Annotated in this window: 17 protein-coding genes; 10 read left to right on the top strand and 7 right to left on the bottom strand. The window is 62.6% G+C overall.

Annotation, left to right across the window (positions count from 1 at the left end; all coding sequences use genetic code 11):
- Positions 1–115: 115 nt before the first annotated feature.
- The 3 genes from hmgA to maiA are packed head-to-tail and all read left to right on the top strand — an operon-like array spanning position 116 to position 3,336.
- The gene (hmgA, locus tag TU79_RS03625; protein ID WP_057006765.1) at positions 116–1,399 is read left to right on the top strand and encodes a homogentisate 1,2-dioxygenase; all 1,284 of its coding nucleotides are present in this window, start codon (positions 116–118) and stop codon (positions 1,397–1,399) included.
- A 2-nt stretch (positions 1,400–1,401) separates the two neighbouring features.
- Positions 1,402–2,688, top strand: coding sequence for a fumarylacetoacetase (gene fahA / locus TU79_RS03620; RefSeq protein ID WP_057006764.1), 1,287 nt, complete (start codon positions 1,402–1,404; stop codon positions 2,686–2,688).
- A 12-nt stretch (positions 2,689–2,700) separates the two neighbouring features.
- Positions 2,701–3,336 (top strand): maleylacetoacetate isomerase, encoded by a 636-nt coding sequence (gene maiA / locus TU79_RS03615; RefSeq protein WP_057006763.1) that lies wholly within the window; start codon positions 2,701–2,703, stop codon positions 3,334–3,336.
- Between the two features lie 240 nt (positions 3,337–3,576).
- Here the strand turns inward: maiA and TU79_RS03610 are convergent, their stop codons facing one another.
- Positions 3,577–4,380: a SirB1 family protein gene (locus tag TU79_RS03610; RefSeq protein WP_057006762.1), complete on the bottom strand. Its 804-nt coding sequence runs from the start codon at positions 4,378–4,380 to the stop codon at positions 3,577–3,579.
- 186 nt (positions 4,381–4,566) lie between these two features.
- On the opposite strand from TU79_RS03610, the gene TU79_RS03605 reads away from it, so the two are divergent.
- Positions 4,567–5,586 (top strand): Leu/Phe/Val dehydrogenase, encoded by a 1,020-nt coding sequence (locus TU79_RS03605; protein WP_057006761.1) that lies wholly within the window; start codon positions 4,567–4,569, stop codon positions 5,584–5,586.
- Between the two features lie 53 nt (positions 5,587–5,639).
- Here TU79_RS03605 and TU79_RS03600 read toward each other — a convergent pair whose 3' ends face one another.
- A complete protein-coding gene (locus TU79_RS03600) occupies positions 5,640–5,900 on the bottom strand; it encodes a YebG family protein (RefSeq protein ID WP_003171979.1) in 261 nt (86 codons plus the stop codon).
- A gap of 254 nt (positions 5,901–6,154) precedes the next feature.
- On the opposite strand from TU79_RS03600, the gene TU79_RS03595 reads away from it, so the two are divergent.
- A complete protein-coding gene (locus tag TU79_RS03595; RefSeq protein ID WP_057006760.1) occupies positions 6,155–6,643 on the top strand; it encodes a phosphate-starvation-inducible protein PsiE in 489 nt (162 codons plus the stop codon).
- Here the strand turns inward: TU79_RS03595 and TU79_RS03590 are convergent.
- Together TU79_RS03590 and TU79_RS03585 are read right to left on the bottom strand one after the other, a co-directional pair.
- Positions 6,640–6,957: a DUF3509 domain-containing protein gene (locus TU79_RS03590; protein WP_057006759.1), complete on the bottom strand. Its 318-nt coding sequence runs from the start codon at positions 6,955–6,957 to the stop codon at positions 6,640–6,642. The two genes, TU79_RS03595 and TU79_RS03590, sit on opposite strands and share 4 nt — an antisense overlap.
- 336 nt (positions 6,958–7,293) lie before the next feature.
- Positions 7,294–8,670: an L-serine ammonia-lyase gene (locus TU79_RS03585; protein ID WP_057006758.1), complete on the bottom strand. Its 1,377-nt coding sequence runs from the start codon at positions 8,668–8,670 to the stop codon at positions 7,294–7,296.
- Positions 8,671–8,807: 137 nt separating this feature from the next.
- On the opposite strand from TU79_RS03585, the gene TU79_RS03580 reads away from it, so the two are divergent.
- Both TU79_RS03580 and TU79_RS03575 read left to right on the top strand, forming a co-directional pair.
- Positions 8,808–9,755: a LysR substrate-binding domain-containing protein gene (locus tag TU79_RS03580; RefSeq protein WP_057006757.1), complete on the top strand. Its 948-nt coding sequence runs from the start codon at positions 8,808–8,810 to the stop codon at positions 9,753–9,755.
- A 213-nt stretch (positions 9,756–9,968) separates the two neighbouring features.
- On the top strand, positions 9,969–10,379 hold the full coding sequence (locus tag TU79_RS03575) for an HPF/RaiA family ribosome-associated protein (protein ID WP_057006756.1): 411 nt from the start codon (positions 9,969–9,971) through the stop codon (positions 10,377–10,379).
- Positions 10,380–10,443: 64 nt separating this feature from the next.
- Here TU79_RS03575 and fecA read toward each other — a convergent pair whose 3' ends face one another.
- The 3 genes from fecA to TU79_RS03560 all read right to left on the bottom strand — a co-directional run bounded on the left by fecA (position 10,444) and on the right by TU79_RS03560 (position 14,300).
- Complete coding sequence (gene fecA / locus TU79_RS03570) at positions 10,444–12,783, bottom strand: TonB-dependent Fe(3+) dicitrate receptor FecA (protein WP_057006755.1); 2,340 nt, start codon at positions 12,781–12,783, stop codon at positions 10,444–10,446.
- A gap of 90 nt (positions 12,784–12,873) precedes the next feature.
- Positions 12,874–13,815, bottom strand: a complete 942-nt coding sequence (locus TU79_RS03565; RefSeq protein WP_057006754.1) for a FecR domain-containing protein — start codon at positions 13,813–13,815, stop codon at positions 12,874–12,876.
- Positions 13,812–14,300: a sigma-70 family RNA polymerase sigma factor gene (locus TU79_RS03560; RefSeq protein ID WP_057007054.1), complete on the bottom strand. Its 489-nt coding sequence runs from the start codon at positions 14,298–14,300 to the stop codon at positions 13,812–13,814. The genes TU79_RS03565 and TU79_RS03560 overlap by 4 nt, the downstream gene beginning before the upstream one ends.
- A gap of 170 nt (positions 14,301–14,470) precedes the next feature.
- Between TU79_RS03560 and TU79_RS03555 the strand changes: the two genes are divergently transcribed.
- From TU79_RS03555 to TU79_RS03545, 3 genes are read left to right on the top strand one after another with little or no spacing between them, the layout of a single operon-like run.
- Positions 14,471–14,773 carry a DUF3649 domain-containing protein gene (locus TU79_RS03555; RefSeq protein ID WP_057006753.1) on the top strand — a complete coding sequence of 101 codons (303 nt, stop codon included), beginning with the start codon at positions 14,471–14,473 and terminating at the stop codon, positions 14,771–14,773.
- On the top strand, positions 14,770–16,344 hold the full coding sequence (locus TU79_RS03550) for a PepSY-associated TM helix domain-containing protein (protein ID WP_057006752.1): 1,575 nt from the start codon (positions 14,770–14,772) through the stop codon (positions 16,342–16,344). Before TU79_RS03555 ends, TU79_RS03550 begins: the two co-directional genes overlap by 4 nt.
- A 1-nt stretch (position 16,345) precedes the next feature.
- Positions 16,346–16,672, top strand: coding sequence for a DUF3325 domain-containing protein (locus TU79_RS03545; RefSeq protein ID WP_057006751.1), 327 nt, complete (start codon positions 16,346–16,348; stop codon positions 16,670–16,672).
- The last annotated feature ends 1 nt before the right edge of the window (position 16,673 follow it).

The raw sequence follows: 16,673 nt of genomic DNA, 5'->3' as shown, positions 1-16,673 counted from the left end.
GGCGAGAATCCGAGAGATGAGTGGGCGTCTTTATAGCTTGACGCTCGACAGTGATCAAATTACGTTGTGCGTAACTGGATTACGATAAAAACAACTTCCTTGCAGAGGACGATCCATGCATCTGGACTATCTGTCGGGCTTCGGCAATCAATTCGCCAGCGAAGCCTTGCCCGGCGCCTTGCCCGTCGGCCAGAACTCCCCGCAAAAAGCGCCCTACGGGCTGTATACCGAACTGTTCTCCGGCACCGCCTTTACCGTGGCGCGCAGTGAAGCCCGGCGCACCTGGCTGTACCGCATTCAGCCGTCGGCCAATCACCCGGCGTTCGTCAAGCTGGACCGGCAGTTGGCCGGCGGGCCACTGGGCGCGGTGACGCCTAACCGGTTGCGTTGGAACCCCCTGGATATTCCGGATGAACCGACGGATTTTATCGATGGGCTTGTGGGGATGGTTGCCAACGCGGCGTCGGAAAAACCATCAGGCATCAGCATTCATACCTACCGTGCCAACCGTTCGATGGAGCGTGTGTTCTTCAACGCCGATGGCGAACTGCTGATCGTTCCCGAGCAGGGCGGCCTGCGCATCGCCACCGAACTCGGCGTGCTGGACGTGGAACCGCTGGAAATTGTCGTGCTGCCGCGCGGCCTCAAATTTCGCATCGAACTGCTTGATGCACAGGCACGCGGCTACGTTGCCGAAAACCACGGCGCGCCGTTGCGCCTGCCGGACCTCGGCCCGATCGGCAGCAATGGCCTGGCCAACCCGCGCGACTTTCTCAGCCCGGTGGCGCACTACGAAGACTTGAAAAAACCTACAACGCTGGTGCAGAAGTTCCTCGGTGAACTCTGGGCCTGCGAGCTCGACCATTCGCCGCTGAACGTGGTGGCCTGGCACGGTAACAACGTGCCGTACAAATATGACCTGCGCCGCTTCAACACCCTGGGCACCGTGAGTTTCGATCATCCCGACCCGTCGATCTTTACCGTCCTGACCTCGCCCACCAGCACCCACGGCCTGGCCAACCTCGACTTCGTGATCTTCCCGCCGCGCTGGATGGTGGCCGAAAACACGTTCCGCCCGCCGTGGTTCCACCGCAACCTGATGAACGAATACATGGGCCTGATCCAGGGCGCGTACGACGCCAAGGCCGAAGGCTTCCTGCCCGGCGGCGCGTCGCTGCACAGTTGCATGAGCGCCCACGGCCCGGACGGCGAGACTTGCACCAAAGCGATCAACGCTGACCTGGCGCCGCACAAGATCGATAACACCATGGCGTTCATGTTCGAGACCAGCCAGGTGCTGCGGCCCACCCGGTTCGCCCTTGAGTGCGCACACTTGCAACCTTCCTATGACGCGTGCTGGGCCTCGCTGCCCGCCACCTTCAACCCGAATCGGAGATAACCATGACGCAGCCAACCTTCACCCGCAGCTGGGTCGCCTCCGCCAACGGTCACCCTGATTTCCCGTTGCAGAACCTGCCCCTGGGCGTGTTCAGCGTCAACGGTTCTGCCCCTCGCAGTGGCGTGGCGATTGGTGACTGCATTCTCGACCTGCACGCCGCCCTGGATGCGTTCGAGGGCCAGGCGCGCCGCGCCGTCGAGGCCACCGCTGGCGGCCAGTTGAATGCCTTCTTCGAACTCGGCCGTGGCCCGCGCGTGGCGCTGCGTGAACGCCTGCTGGAGCTGCTGGCCGAAGGCAGCTCACTGCAGGCGCGTGAGGCCCAGGTGCTGCATCGCGCCGCCGACTGCCAGATGCACGTGCCGGCCAGGATCAACGACTACACCGACTTCTATGTCGGCATCGAGCACGCGCAGAACGTCGGCAAACTGTTCCGCCCCGACAGCCCGCTGCTGCCCAATTACAAGTACGTGCCTATCGGCTATCACGGCCGTGCGTCGACCATTCGCCCGTCGGGCACCGAGGTGCGTCGTCCCAAGGGCCAGACCTTGCCGGCCGGCCACACCGAACCGGTTTTCGGCCCCTGCGCGCGGCTCGATTACGAACTGGAGCTGGGCATCTGGATCGGCCAGGGCAATGCCATGGGCGACGCGATTGCCATCGGCGATGCGGCCGAGCATATCGCCGGTTTCTGTTTGCTCAACGACTGGTCGGCGCGCGATATCCAGGCCTGGGAATACCAGCCGCTGGGGCCGTTCTTGTCGAAGAGCTTCATCACCACCATTTCACCCTGGGTGGTGACGGTGGAAGCGCTTGAGCCGTTTCGCAAGGCGCAGCCGGCACGACCCGAAGGCGACCCGCAACCGCTGTCCTACCTGCTGGACACCCGCGATCAGGCCGCCGGCGCCCTGGATATCGAACTCGAAGTGCTGCTGCTCACGCAGGCCATGCGCGAGCAGAATCTGCCGGCGCACCGTCTGGCCCTGAGCAACAGCCTGCACATGTATTGGACCGTCGCGCAGTTGGTGGCGCATCACAGCGTCAATGGTTGCCAGTTGCAGGCCGGTGACCTGTTTGGCTCAGGCACCCTGTCCGGGCCCGAAGCGGGACAGTTCGGCAGCCTGCTGGAGATGACCGAAGGCGGCAAACGGGTGGTCGAATTGCCGAACGGTGAGGTGCGCAAATTCCTTGAGGACGGCGATGAAATCATCCTGCGCGCACGCTGCCGCCGTGACGGGTTTGCGTCCATCGGATTCGGAGAATGCCGGGGTACTGTTATCGCGGCGCGCTGAGAGGGCAGGGCGATGCAACTCTATACCTATTACCGTTCCACCTCGTCGTACCGGGTGCGTATTGCGTTGGCGCTCAAAGGCCTGACGTTCAATGCGGTGCCGGTCAATCTTCTGGTGCCGCCGGGCGGCGCGAATCATCAGCCCGAGTACCTTGCGATCAACCCGCAAGGGCGCGTTCCGGCGTTGCGCACGGATGACGGCGAACTGTTGATTCAGTCACCGGCGATCATTGAGTACCTGGAGGAGCGTTATCCACAGGTGCCGCTGCTGTCCAGGGATCTGGCGACCCGTGCCCGCGAACGTGCCGTGGCGTCGATTATTGGCTGTGATATTCACCCGTTGCACAACTCCAGCACCCAGAACCTGCTGCGGCAATGGGGGCACGATGAGGCGCAGTTGCTGGAATGGATCGGTCACTGGATCAGCCAAGGGTTGGCGGCAGTGGAGCAGTTGATTGGCGATGAGGGGTATTGCCTGGGCGAGCAGCCGGGGTTGGCGGATGTGTTTTTGATTCCGCAGGTGTATGCCGCGCAGCGCTTCAAGGTGTCGCTGGCGGCGTCTCCGCGGATTCAGCGGGTCGTGGCGTTGGCGGCGCAGCATCCGGCGTTTATCCAGGCGCATCCCGGCAGTCAGGCTGACGCGCCTTAGTTTCAAATGCGGAAGGCTCTGTGACGAGCGGACTCATTGTGGCGGGCGGGCTTTTTGTGGCGAGCGGGCTTGCCCCGCGTTGGGGGGCGAAGCCGCCCCAAAACCAGGCGCTGAGCAGTATCAGGTACACCGCGTGTTTATTGATTGGGGGCGCTTCGCACCCCAACGCGGGGCAAGCCCGCTCGCCACGACAAGCCCGCTCGCCACAACAGGCCCTATCGCCATTAGGAATGCACGTGTTCAGTGCACGACCGATTTGGGTGGCAGGTGACCCAGTCGTTCGGCCAGGCGCAGGCGCTGGATCGGGTCTTCGCTGAGCAGCAGCGCATGTTCCAGGTCGAACCGCTCGGCGCTGGGGCAGTCCAAACGCTGGTACAGACTGGCCCGCGCCAGGTAGTCGGCGGCGCTGGCGTTGCCCAGTTCCAGCACGCGCTCGGCGTCGACCAGCGCGGCCAGGTACTCATCGTTGGACAGGTGCAACTGCCGCAGGTTACGTGACAGCCGTTGCAGGATCGCACGCGGCTCGGCGGTGTGCAGGTGCTCGGATTTCAGCGTGAGGTTGGGGCCGTATTGACGTTGCAGCAGTTCGCGGCAGTCGTTGGGGTAGAGGCGTCGACCGCCGCAGGGGTCGAGCAGATGATCGGCACCGGGCACGCGCAGCAGGAAGTGACCAGGGAAGTTCACACCCTGCATGGGGATTTCCAGGCGCCGCGCCAGCTCCAGTGCGATCAGGCCCATGGCCAGAGGTTGCCCGCGCTTGCGTTGCAGCACCTTGTCCAGCAGGGCTGCGGCGGGGCGCAGCGGGGTGAAGTCGTCCTGAGCAAAGCCCAGGTCATTCATGCGTCGCAGCAGCGGCTGGCCGAGTTCATCCATCGGCACTATGGGCATGGCCTGACTGACCTGCTGTTGCAGCAAGGCAACGTCACGCAGGATCGCCGCCGGTTGCACGGCCGGGTCGTGCTCGGCGGCAATCCACAGCGCAGCTTCAAACAGCGCAGGCGGCGAGCGGTGCAGGCAGTCGAAAAAGGCTTGGCGGGGAGTCATTGCATTCTCCGGCAGATGCCCCGTTTTAGCCTTGCTGCGCATGTACGTCCAGTGCCTTGAGAAATATCCTACTTGCTTATGTCGGAACGCCTACGAAATCTGCCTGCTTATTCCAGCACGCTTCAGCGGATTTTTACCGTGAGCCTATACTTGGCGCACGACCAGACGTGATCCGGGAGCTTGACGATGTTTGCTCTCATGCATGACACCCGCCTTGAATCGCTGCACCTGAGCATCGACCCGGTGACCGGGCTGAAGGCGATCATCGCTATTCACAACAGCCGCCTCGGTCCTGCCCTGGGCGGTTGTCGCTACCTTGCCTATCCCGATGACGAAAGCGCCGTGGCGGATGCTGCGCGCCTGGCCCAGGGCATGAGCTACAAGGCAGCCCTGGCCGGGCTGCCGGTGGGCGGCGCAACGGCAGTGATCCTGCGGCCTGCCCATGTGGAAGACCGCGCGGCACTGTTTGAAGCCTTTGGCCGCTGCATCGAGCAGTTGGGCGGTCGCTACATCACCGCCACCGACAGCGGGACCTCGGTGGCCGATATGGACTGCATCGCCCAGCACACCCGTTTCGTCACCAGCACCAGCGCTGCCGGGGATCCTTCGCCCCATGCGGCCATGGGCGTGTTCGCCGGCATTCGCACCACCGCCATGGCGCGCCTGGGCAGCGACAACCTTGAGGGCTTGCGCGTGGCGATCCAGGGCCTGGGCAATGTGGGCTACGCGCTGGCCGAACAACTGCACGCCGCCGGTGCCGAACTGCTGGTCAGCGACATCGACCACGGCAAGGTGCAACTGGCCATGGAACAGCTCGGCGCGCACCCCATCGCCAACGATGCCTTGCTCAGCACGCCCTGCGATATCCTCGCGCCCTGCGGCGTCGGTGCCGTGCTCAATCGCCAGAGCGTCGCCCAACTGCGCTGCGCCGCCGTGGCCGGTTCGGCCAGCGCGCAACTGACCAACCTGCAGATCGCCGACCAGTTGGAAGGGCGCGGCATCCTCTACGCACCGGACTACGTGATCAACTCCGGGGGGCTGATCTACGTTGCCCTCAAGCACAGCGGCGCGCAATTGCCGACCATCACCGCGCACCTTTCCAACATCGGCACGCGCCTGACCGAAATTTTCGCCCATGCCCAGGCCGAAAAACGCTCACCCGCACGCGTGGCCGATGAACTGGCCGAGCGCCTGCTCTACCGCTGACCGGGCATTAAAAAGGCCCTGAATCAAGGATTCAGGGCCTGTTCAATTCGGGCTTATTCCGCCGCTGCGTTGAGCAACTCGGACAACGCGTCCGGCTGGCTCTTGAACGCCTTGGCAAACACATCGCGATTCTTCGCCATGTAGATACCGGCTTCCTCCACCTGCTGCTCGCTCAGGGACGGCACGGCTTTTTGCAACACTTCTGCCAGCAACTCAGCGAGTTCAAGCATTTTGTCATGACGGTCAGCTTCGGCTTTATCCATGAACAAACGCTCCAGATCTCGGCTGCTGCGGTATACCACTTCGACGGCCATTCACCACCTCACATGCCTTCACGATAGATGTCTTTTGCGACTACTGTATTTATATACAGCGAAAAGCATAAGCCAAACGCAACGGTTTGGATAGCAGGTTTTTTATAGTAGTCAGGAAATAGCATCGAGTGATCAATCTGTGCCTCATATCACGCTGCCACCCTCTCATCAGCACTGGCCTTTTTTCTGCATGCAGAACAACCGTCACGTCCATCCCGCATTATCCGGTCGAATCGACCTAAGGAAGCACCATCGTGAAAATCAACTGTGCCGAAAGGCTGCGCCGGCAGGTACACGGGCTGGCCGAGTCGCTGGGCAATCTGTTTGTCGAAACCTTCCACTATCTGGCGCTGTTCGCCATTGGTGCGGTGACCGCTTGGGCAGCGGTGATGGAGTTTCTGGGGATGCTGGAGAACGGGCACATCAAGATCGATGACATCCTGCTGTTGTTCATCTATCTGGAACTGGGCGCGATGGTCGGGATTTATTTCAAGACCAACCACATGCCGGTGCGCTTCCTGATCTACGTGGCGATCACCGCGCTGACGCGCCTGCTGATCTCCAACGTGTCCCACCACAACCCGCCGGACCTGGGCATCATCTACCTGTGTGGCGGCATTCTGTTGCTGGCGTTCGCGATTCTGGTGGTGCGCTACGCCTCGTCGGCCTTTCCGTCCATGAAGATTGAAGGCCCGCGTCGCAAAGGCGAGGCGAGCCTGGAGACCGAGAAGGGCGAGCTCTAGAGCCCGGCGCTGAAGGGCTGGTTATGAGGGGGCGGTGGCTGCAGCAGTTTGGGGCTGTCGCCGTCGGTCATCACTGCCAGAATATCCATGGCGCTGTGGCCCTGCTCGATGGCGATGCCGAACTGGATGCTCTGCACCAGGCGTTTGAGTCGTTTCGGGTCGTTGCGCTGTTCGGCGCTGATCATGCGTTTGGCTACCACGCCATCCTCATTGGAGAGGGTGAGCATGATGCTGCCGTCCAGCCGCTGGATGCTCAGGTTGACGCGGTATTGAGGGCTGAAGGTGTCGGTGATGATCTGAAAAGGATTGTCCATGGTGCGTTACCGCCTGATAAGAACATGCAGTCATTGACGACCGGTGTCGGGATTGGTTCGCATTGCCTGACCGCCGGTCACTCCGTCGCTGAGGGTTCACAAGGTCCGTTTTCCTCAATAGCTGTACAGCAAAGGGCGTGCCGTACAACGGTCGCTGTTACAAGGAGATGCAACTGTGGGAGGGGGCTTGCTCCCGATAGGGGTGTATCAGCCAATGGATACTTGGTTGATGTACCGCTATCGGGAGCAAGCGCCCTCCCATAGGGGGTCGCTGGTGTGGGGGTACGGGTGACCTGTTTCAGGGCAGCGCCGATAAAACGGTCGCTTGCAGCGCATTCAGCACTCCACCCAGTTGACCGCCAGGCCGCCGCGTGAGGTTTCCTTGTATTTGTCGTGCATGTCGGCACCGGTGTCGCGCATGGTGCGGATCACCCGGTCCAGCGAGATGAAGTGCTTGCCGTCCCCGCGCAAGGCCATTTGCGTGGCGTTGATGGCCTTGACCGCCGCGATGGCATTGCGCTCGATGCACGGCACTTGCACCAGGCCGCCGACCGGGTCGCAGGTGAGGCCGAGGTTGTGTTCCAGGCCGATTTCGGCGGCGTTTTCCAGTTGCTCGGGCGTGGCGCCGAGGATGTCGGCCAAGCCTGCGGCGGCCATAGCGCAGGCCGAGCCCACTTCGCCCTGGCAGCCGACTTCGGCACCGGAGATCGAGGCGTTTTTCTTGCACAGGATGCCGACGGCGGCGGCGGCCAGGAAGAAATTCACCACATCGTCGTCAGACGCGTCGGGGTTGAACTTCATGTAGTAATGCAGCACTGCCGGGATGATACCCGCCGCGCCATTGGTCGGCGCGGTGACCATGCGCCCGCCGGCGGCGTTCTCTTCGTTGACGGCGAGGGCGAACAGGTTGACCCATTCCATGGCCGATAACGTCGAGGTGATGACGTTGGGCTTGCCGATCTCCAGCAGGCTGCGATGCAGTTTTGCCGCGCGGCGCGGCACATCCAGGCCGCCGGGCAGAATGCCCTCATCGCGCAGGCCTTGCTCCACGCACTCGCGCATCACCGACCAGATATGCAGCAGGCCGCTGCGGATCTGTTCGTCACTGCGCCAGGCGCGCTCGTTGGCCATCATCAATTCGGAAACCCGCAGGCCGTGTGTGTTGCACAAGGTGAGCAGTTCGACGGCGCTGGAAAAGTCGTAGGGCAATTCAACATCGCTGGCCGGCGCAATGCCCGAGTCCGCTTCAGCCGCGTCAATGATGAAGCCGCCGCCGACCGAGTAGTAGGTTTGTTCGCTCAATAGCCCGTTGTCACCGTAGGCGTGCAGGGACATGGCGTTGGGGTGGTAGGGCAGGCTTTCGTCCAGCAGCAGGAGGTCGGTGTGCCAGTCGAAGGCGATTGCCTGTTGGCTTGCCAGCAAGAGTCGGCCGGACTCGCGCAATTGCTGGATACGTGGGTTGATCGAGGTGGGATCGATCTGATCCGGCCATTCGCCCATCAGGCCCATGACACAGGCGCGGTCGGTGGCATGACCCACACCGGTGGCGGACAGCGAACCGTATAAGCGCACTTCGACGCGGCGTGTTTCGGCCAGCACCTGCTGGTCGATCAGCGCCTGGGCAAAGGTCGCCGCCGCCCGCATCGGGCCGACGGTATGGGAGCTGGAAGGGCCGATGCCCACCTTGAATAGATCAAAAACACTGATAGCCATGCTAAACCCTTACAAGCAATGGAACAGAAATCGCTGCCATCTTTTGTGGGACGAGCGCAATTGGCGTGATACTGAGCCTGTGGATTGGTGCTGACCAACGAATTATCCTAAGAAACCCTTTAGCAGGACTAAACCCTATGCCGCGTCCCCTCCATGGCCAGACCTATATGTGGCTGCACGTGTTTTCCTGCGCCGCGAGGCACTTGTCATTTACCCGCTGTGCTGAGGAGCTGCACATCACGCCGGGGGCGGTGAGCCAGCAAATCCGCCAGTTGGAGGAGCGCCTGGGCTTTCGGCTGTTTCATCGACGGGCTCGGGGCGTGGAGCTCAGTGCCGAGGGGCAGCGGCTGGCGACCACGGTGGGGGAGGCGTACGGCAGCATCGACGCCGAACTGCAGCGGCTGGATGCGGGCATGATCAGCGGTACCCTGCGGCTGCGTTCGATCCCGTCGTTTCTCGGCAAATGGCTGACGCCGCGCCTGCCACGGCTGCAGCAGCGTTTTCCGGACATTCAACTGCGTCTGGTTGCTGAAGACAGCAGCGTCGCCCTGCATGAAGGCGATTTTGACCTGGCCATTGACCTCAATGACGGCAGCTACCCCGGCCTGTTATCCACAGCCCTGCTGGATGAGCAGATTTTTCCGGTGTGTGCCCCCAGCCTGCTGCGTGGCCGCCCGCCGCTGCACGGGCCGGCGGATCTGGTGCACTTTCCGTTGCTGCACGACATTACCGCCTGGCGTGGGAGTTATGAGTACGCGGAGTGGGAGTTCTACCTGAATGAAATCGGCTATCACCACGCCGATGTGCGCCGGGGGCACACCTTCAACCGCAATCACCTGACCATCGAGGCCGCCATCGCCGGCATGGGCGTGGCCATCGCGCGGCGCACCTTGCTCAATGATGAGCTGGAACGCGGCACCTTGATCGTGCCATTCGGCCTGGCTGTGCCCAACCATAAACGCTATGTGCTGCTGTACGCGCCGGGCGCGCTGAATCATCCGGGCGTGCGCGCGGTGCATGACTGGCTGGTGGAGGAAGCAGGGAATTTTCGCGCGTTGCACCCGCTGGGCGAGGGGCAATCATGAGGAAATGTGGTCGTAAGAAGATGTAACCAACTCCCCACCCTAACAGCGTTTCTGCTCGTCGTCAGGGTTAATTTGTAATGTAGGATTTATCTTTGAAAAGGGGTTGAATTGTTTCAGCGGGTGCTCAATTGTGTAAGCAGGAGGTCATGGTTTCACCACCCCGGTGTTGCAGTTTGTGATCTCTGGCGAGCTAGCTGAAATAAGGGAAGAACTATGCAAATCCAAGTCAATAGCGATAACCATATTGAAAGCAGCATCCGACTGGAGGAGTGGGTACGTACTACCATCGAAAGCACGCTCGAACGTTATGAAGAAGACCTGACCCGCGTTGAGGTTTACCTGCGCGATGAGAACGGCGACAAGCCCGGTCCCCACGATTTAAGTTGCCGCCTGGAAGCACGGCCAAAGGGCCACCAGCCGCTGTCGGTCCTGCACAAGGCCGATACCCTGGAACAGGCAATCGACGGTGCAGCCACCAAGCTCGATCACGCGCTGGAGCACTTGTTCGGCAAACTGCAAGGCAAGCCCCGCGCTGCCGCGAAAAACCAGCCGATCAATAAAGTGAATGAAGACGCGCTGGAACAGGAATTCCTGGAAAACGAAAACGCCGCGATCAACAGCTGACGGTTTTTCACCCCCCTGATAAAACGGGCCTGCAGATGCAGGCCCGTTTTCGTTCAAGCGTCGATCAGAATGCGATGGAGGTTTGCACGTACACCGTGCGCGGCTCACCGACGTATTTGCCCTTGTTGTTATCGTCAAACGAGCGTGTGTAGTACTGTTTGTTGAAGATGTTTTTCACGCCCACTGCCACGTTCAAATCCGACAGTTGCGGGCCGAAATCGTAGGCCGCGCGGCTGCTGAACAACATGTAGCCGGGAATGCGCCCGTTGGCACCGTCGGCGCTTTCGGCGCGGGTGTTGGCGTTGTCGGCGAACTGGCTGCTCTGATAGCTGCTGTCCAGGTTGAGCTTCCAGTGGCCTTCGGTGTAGCCCACGCCCAGGGTGCCTTTGTGTTTGGACGAGAAGGGCACGCGGTTGCCCTTGTTCGGACCGTCTTCGCGGATGGTGGCGTCGACATAGGCGTAGCTGACGTACACATCAAAGCCGGCCAGCGCCGGGCTCAAGCCGTCGAGGGCGTAGTTGATGCTCGACTCGACGCCCTGATGACGCGTCTCGCCGCGAGCGATCACCGAATCGTTGGTCTGGTTGCTTTCGTACTGGTTGTCGAAGTTGATCAAAAACGCGCCGATTTCCGCGCGCAGGTTGCCGTTGTCATAGCGCGTACCCAGTTCCCAGGTGCGGGCCTTCTCCGGTTTGACTTCGCCGCTGCTCACGCGGTTGGGCATCTGGCTGTATTGCACGCTGCCGAACGAACCTTCGGTGTTGGCGTACAGGTTCCACTCGTCGGTGACGTGATAGAGCACGTTCAGCGCCGGCAGCGCGGTATTGTAGTCGCCCTTGTACTTGACGTTGCTGAGGTTGTTGGTCTGCTGCGACTCGATCATCTCGTAGCGAATGCCCGGGGTGATGGTCCATTTGCCGATATCGATCCGGTCATCGATAAAGAACGCATTGGCTTCGGTGCCGCCACGGGTGTCGCGGTCGTTGCGGCTGTTGGTGGTGGGCATCTGCTGGTTGTTGGCCGAGATCGGCGTGCGGTAGCGCAGCTCATGACCGGCTTCGTTGATGTAGCGGTAGCCCACACCCACTTCATGGCTGGTGGGGCCGAGGTCGAAGCCCTGGGCGAAGCGGGTCTCGATGCCGCGTACCCAGTATTCGCGCGGCGACAGGGAAAGGAAGCTGCCCTGGTCCAGGTAACCGCTGCGCAGGGTCTTGGTAAAGAAGCTGTTGATGGTGAATTCGCGGCGGTCCTGCTCGTAGCGGTAGCCGACGTTGAACATCGTGCGGCGGCCCCAGAATTTGTCGTAGGCGCGGGTGGACTGGTACGGATCGACCTTGTAGTCGGCCACGCTCAAACCGCCGGGCATGTCGGCCTGGCCTTCGTAGTACTGCGCCATGGCGTTGAAGCTGTTGGCGTCGTCCAGTTGGTATTTGCCCTTGAGGATCAGGTCGTCGATACGCGTGTCGCTGTTTTCGCGCCAGTCGCCGCCGCGGGTGCCCGAATACAACAGGGCGCCGCCCAGGCCATTGTCGGCGGTGCCGCCAGCAAGCAGGTTGCCGGTGGTCTTGAAGCCGTCGTGGCTGGAAGACGGGCTGGTTTCGGTCTGCAGGCCGCCCTTGACGGTGGGCGCATCCGGGATCGCGCGGGTCACGAAGTTGACCACGCCGCCCACGTTCTGCGGGCCGTAACGCACTGCACCGCCGCCGCGCACCACGTCGACGGCGTCCATGTTGCCCATGCTGATCGGCGCGAACGACAGCTGCGGCTGGCCATAGGGCGCGAACGGCACCGGAATGCCGTCCATCAGCACGGTGGAGCGCGATGCCAGGCGTGGATTGAGGCCGCGAATGCCGAAGTTCAGCGCCATGTCATGACTGCCGGTGCCGTTGTTGTCCGGGGCGTTGACGCCGGGGATACGGTTGAGCACGTCCTTGGCCTGGGTGGCGCCCTGGCGTTCGAATTCCTCGCGGCGGATCACATCGCGGGCGCCGGGGTGTTCGAAGACGTTGGTCTGCGCAGCATCGCCGAGCCAGTCGCCGACCACGCTGGAGGTGGCCAGCTCCAGCGTGGCCGGCGCGTCTGCCGGTTGCAGGCTGAAGGCGTTGTTGCCTTCAGCGCGAGCTTGCAGGCCGGTGCCTTCCAGCAGTTTCTGCAGGCCTTCGGCGGCGCTGTAATTGCCCGTCAAACCACGGCTCTGCATGCCGGCCGTCATTTCGGAACCGAAGGAAATCAGCACGCCGGCTTCGCGGCCAAACTGGTTCAGGGCTGTTTCCAGCGAGCTGGGCGCGATGTGATAGGGCTTGGCCTCGGCCGCCATGACGGGCGGCAGCAGGGTGAAGCTGAGGCTGGCGCCCAGTAACAAGTGGCGCAGGGTGCGGGCAAGCAGGGTGGGTTGCTGGGGCATGGGACGTGGTCCTGAGAAGGCGGATCAAGGGGGCTTTCCTTCTCTGTCACGCGAGGTATGGAAAACGGCTCACTCGGTATGAAAATATTTTCAGGCGCGCGCCTGCACGGTGACCCAGTAGCGGGTAAAGCGCCGCACTTTTACCGGCAGGCTGACTTCCAGCAGGTCGAGAATGCGCTCGCTATCGTCCAGTGGATAACTGCCGGAGATCAGCAAGTTGGCCACCTGCGGGTCGCAATGGAGCTGGCCGCGTCGATAGCGGCCCAGTTCACCGAGGAAATCCTCCAGGCGCATGTGCGCGGCCATTAGCATGCCGTCGGCCCAGGCGCCGCTGTTGGCGTCGGTGGGCCGTGGTGTGTCCCAGCCCTTGCGGGTGAAATTGACCTGGCGCGCGGCATCCACCGTCAACGGCAGGCCGCTGTAGCGGTTGGGCATGACCTCGACATGGCCGTCGAAGACCGCCAGTTGTGTATGGTCATTGAACTGGCGCACATTCAGGCGCGCTGCCTGGCTGATGAGCAGGCCCTGGCCGGTCAGTACGCGCAGCGGTGTGTCGCCGGCGCGGGCGGTCAGCAGGATTTCCCCTTCGAGCAGGCGGATCAGGCGCTGCTGGCCATCAAAATGCACATCCACCGCACTGCCGGTGTTGAGTGTGAGCTGACTGCCGTCCGCCAGTTGCACCGTGCGGCGCTGACCCACCGGGCTGCGGTAATCGGCGCTCAGCGGCGGCAGCACATGTTGCTGACGCAGGCCCCAGGCCGCCGCCGAGCCGGCGCCGAGAATCAACAGCAATTTAAGCGCCTGACGCCGGCTGCTGGATGTGGGCGCGTTCAACGCGGCATGGGCCAGAGGCGAAGGCATGCCGCGCAGCCGCTGGTTGACGCGCTGGATGTGGTCCCAGGCGCGCTGGTGTTCGCTGTGGGCATTCAGCCATTGTTGCCAGGCGGCCTGCTGGCGCGGGTTGAGCGTGCCTTGCTGCATTTCCATCAGCCAGTGCACGGCTTGTTCGGCCACCTGGGTCGAGAAATTCATAGGGCGAAGTAGCAGCGCATGGCCGCTTTGTTGAGGTATCGTTTGACGGTGGCGAGGGAGATGCCCAGCTCGGCGCCGATCTGCGCGTAGGTGAGGCCATCGAGCTGGGCCAGCAGGAACGCACGTTTAACGGGGGTTGGCAGGCCGTCCAGCAACTGGTCAAGTTCCAGCAGGGTTTGCAGGATGATCGCGCGTTCTTCTTCCGACGGCGCGACCTGTTCCGGCATCTGCGCGAGGGCGTCAAGATAGGCGCGCTCCAGGTCCTGGCGGCGGTAGAAGTTGAACAGCACGCGCTTGGCGACGGTGGTGAGGAACGCGCGCGGCTCGATCAATGTGGGTGTTGGCGGCGCGGTGAGCACACGCATGAAGGTGTCCTGCGCCAGGTCTGCGGCACTTTCCGGGCAGCCGAGCTTGCGTCGCAACCAGCCGTTGAGCCAGTGGTGATGGTCCTGATACAAGACTTCGACGGTGGTGGACGGGCTCAACGCAAACACTCCGCAAGCATGAGCAAGCTTTAGAGAACAAGAATTGTTCTCATTGTAGGGCGCTCACGTGGGTTCGGCAATGCGCCAGGGCAGGTGATTCATCCGTTCTGTTTTGCTTATGAGAATATTTATCATTAATATCGCCGGCTGGATAATCTGGCGCCGCCGCAATGAAAAGCAAAACCACACTGCCCGTCTCCTACCGCCTCGCCGTCACCTCGCGCGTGCTGGCGGCCGTGGTCGGCGGCTACCTGATGGCGTCCCTGGCCGCCGTGTGCCTGGCGCTGTGGCTGCCCACGTCACGCGCCGATGCGGTGGTGACCGGCATGATGAGCTCCTTCGTGTTCTACCTGCTCGCGGTGCTCTGGTGCTTCGCCTGCCGCACCGCCTGGCGGGCCTGGTTCGGCGTGATGCTGCCGACTGCCGCGTTTGCCACCCTGGCGGGCGTGGGTTTGTGGATGGCGCGCACATGAAAGAGGGCTTTCGTCAGGCCATGGCCTGGTTGCACACCTGGGCCGGGCTGATTTTTGGCTGGCTGCTGTTTGCGATTTTTCTGACCGGTACCCTGGCCTATTTCAAGGACGAGACTACCCACTGGATGCAGCCCGAAGTGCAGGCGCATCCGCTGGACGATGCGCGCAGCCTCACCGTCGCCCAGGCCTACCTGCAACAGCATGCACCCGACGCCGCGCGCTGGTTTATCACCTTGCCCAACAGCCGCGATCCCGGCCTGTCGGTGATGTGGCAAGACAAGCTCGACCCCGGCAAACGCGGCAATTTCGTCCAGAAGGTCGTTGATCCGGTCAGCGGCGAAGCCGTGCAGGCCCGCGACAGCAAAGGCGGCGAGTTTTTCTACCGCTTCCATTTCCAGCTGCAAATGCCTTATCCCTGGGGCCGCTGGCTGTCGACCCTCGCGGCCATGGTGATGTTCGTGGCGCTGATCACCGGCATCATCACCCACAAGAAAATCTTCAAGGACTTCTTCACCTTCCGCCCGCGCAAGGGCCAGCGTTCGTGGCTTGACGGGCATAACGCGGTGGGAGTGCTGGTGCTGCCATTCCACTTGATGATCACCTACAGCAGCCTGGTGATCTTCATGAGCATGGTCATGCCGGCGCCCATCATGGCGTCCTACGGCGACGACAGCCGCGCGTTCTTCAGCGAGCTGTTCCCCGCCACCGACAACGCGCCGGCCCTCGGGCAGCCGGCGCCGTTGCAGTCGCTGGTGCCGATGTACACGCAGGCACGCGCGCACTGGGCGGGCGGGCAGGTCGGCCGGCTGGCGGTGAACAACCCGGGCGATGTGAACGCATCGGTGAACATATTCCGCTCAGGCTCCGACCGTGTGGCACAGGATTTTGGCAGCGTGGTGTCGTTTAACGGCGCCACGGGTGAGTTGCTGCGGGTGGGCGGCGGGCAGTCGTTGCCGACGCTGGTCAGCGGCACGTTCTATGGCCTGCACATCGGCCATTTCGCTGGCCCGATGCTGCGCTGGCTGTACTTCATCTGTGGCCTGGCCGGCACGGCGATGATCGGCACCGGGCTGGTAATGTGGCTGGGCAAGCGCCAGCTCAAACACGCCAGGACCGGCGTCATGCCGTTCGAATTGCGACTGGTGGAGACGCTGAACATCGCCAGCATGTCCGGGTTGTTGCTCGCCATCGGCGCCTTCTTCTGGGCCAACCGCCTGCTGCCGGCGAGCTTCGCCGAGCGTTCCGACCGGGAGGTGCAGGCGTTCTTCATTGCCTGGGGCCTGAGTCTGTTGCATGCCGCGCTGCGCCGCGGGCGCCAGGGCTGGGTCGAGCAACTGAGCTGCGCGGCGCTGTTGTTTGCGGCCGTGCCGCTGTTGAACGCCCTCACCACCGATCAACACTTGGGTGTGTCACTGGCCAGGGGCGACTGGGCCATGGCCGGCTTCGACCTGACATGCCTGGGCAGCGGAGCCTTCCTGGCCTGGGCCGCATGGAAGATGCAGCACCGCACGGCGCCTCAGCCCAAGGCCGAACGCGCCCATCGGCTGAACCTCAAGCAGGAGGCTCACTGACATGCTGCTCGCGCTGCTGTTGTGCTACGCCGGGTTCACTGCGCTGTGTCTGTCCACCGACCGGCACCACGGCGAGCTGCTGCACAGCAAGCCAACGCCACGGCGCCGTCTCGGTTTGCGCGTGAGCGGCTGGCTGCTGTTGCCCGGCTCGATCTGGCCGGCCGTCGCCGTTGCCGGCTGGAGCCAGGGCCTGGTGGAATGGTGCGCGGTGCTGATGCTCAGCGCACTGCTGCTGGTGCTGCTGTTGCCCTACCGGCCAAGGTTGGCCTTGGGCCTGGCGGGTGCCGGGTTGTTGGCCTGCCCCGTTGCGGCGTTTGTGACCCTCTGAG

It is taken from the genome of Pseudomonas trivialis (assembly GCF_001439805.1).
GTDB lineage: Bacteria > Pseudomonadota > Gammaproteobacteria > Pseudomonadales > Pseudomonadaceae > Aquipseudomonas > Aquipseudomonas trivialis.
The sequence above is the reverse complement of the archived record's forward strand: the minus strand, read 5'-3'. Positions and strand labels throughout refer to the sequence as shown.